The sequence below is a fragment of the Parafrigoribacterium mesophilum genome (assembly GCF_039652555.1).
Classification (GTDB): domain Bacteria; phylum Actinomycetota; class Actinomycetes; order Actinomycetales; family Microbacteriaceae; genus Parafrigoribacterium; species Parafrigoribacterium mesophilum.
Window position 1 is genome coordinate 1 of record NZ_JBDJAF010000022.1, and the last position, 321, is coordinate 321.

1 protein-coding gene is annotated in these 321 nt (G+C 65.4%); it reads left to right on the forward strand.

From position 1 onward, the window contains the following. Positions 1-130: 130 nt before the first annotated feature. A partial coding sequence (locus ABFX56_RS15935; RefSeq protein WP_346234347.1) for an FAD-dependent oxidoreductase occupies positions 131-321 on the forward strand: 191 nt, incomplete at its 3' end.

The following is a 321-nucleotide window of genomic DNA, read 5'->3' on the forward strand; positions in this document are numbered from 1 at the left end:
CGGCAAGACCGGTGACGTGCACTTCAATCGCGGTCACACCATGACCGTCAGCTACGACGAGGTCGTGCTGGGACGGTGGATCGAGAATCTGGTGTCCGAGTTGGGTATCTAGGTGGTGCTGGGCGCCTCTGTGCATCGTGTCGACCAGAGCGATGGCGTCATCTCCGCGACCACCTTCGCCACACGGTACGGAGTCGTGCGCGTGCGGGCCGACGGCTTCATCGACGCCACAGGCGACGCTGCGCTCAACTGGGAGGCGGGACTGCCGTGCCAGGTACCGGAACGCACCGTGTGGGGCTCCCAGCAGATTCGCCTCGAGGG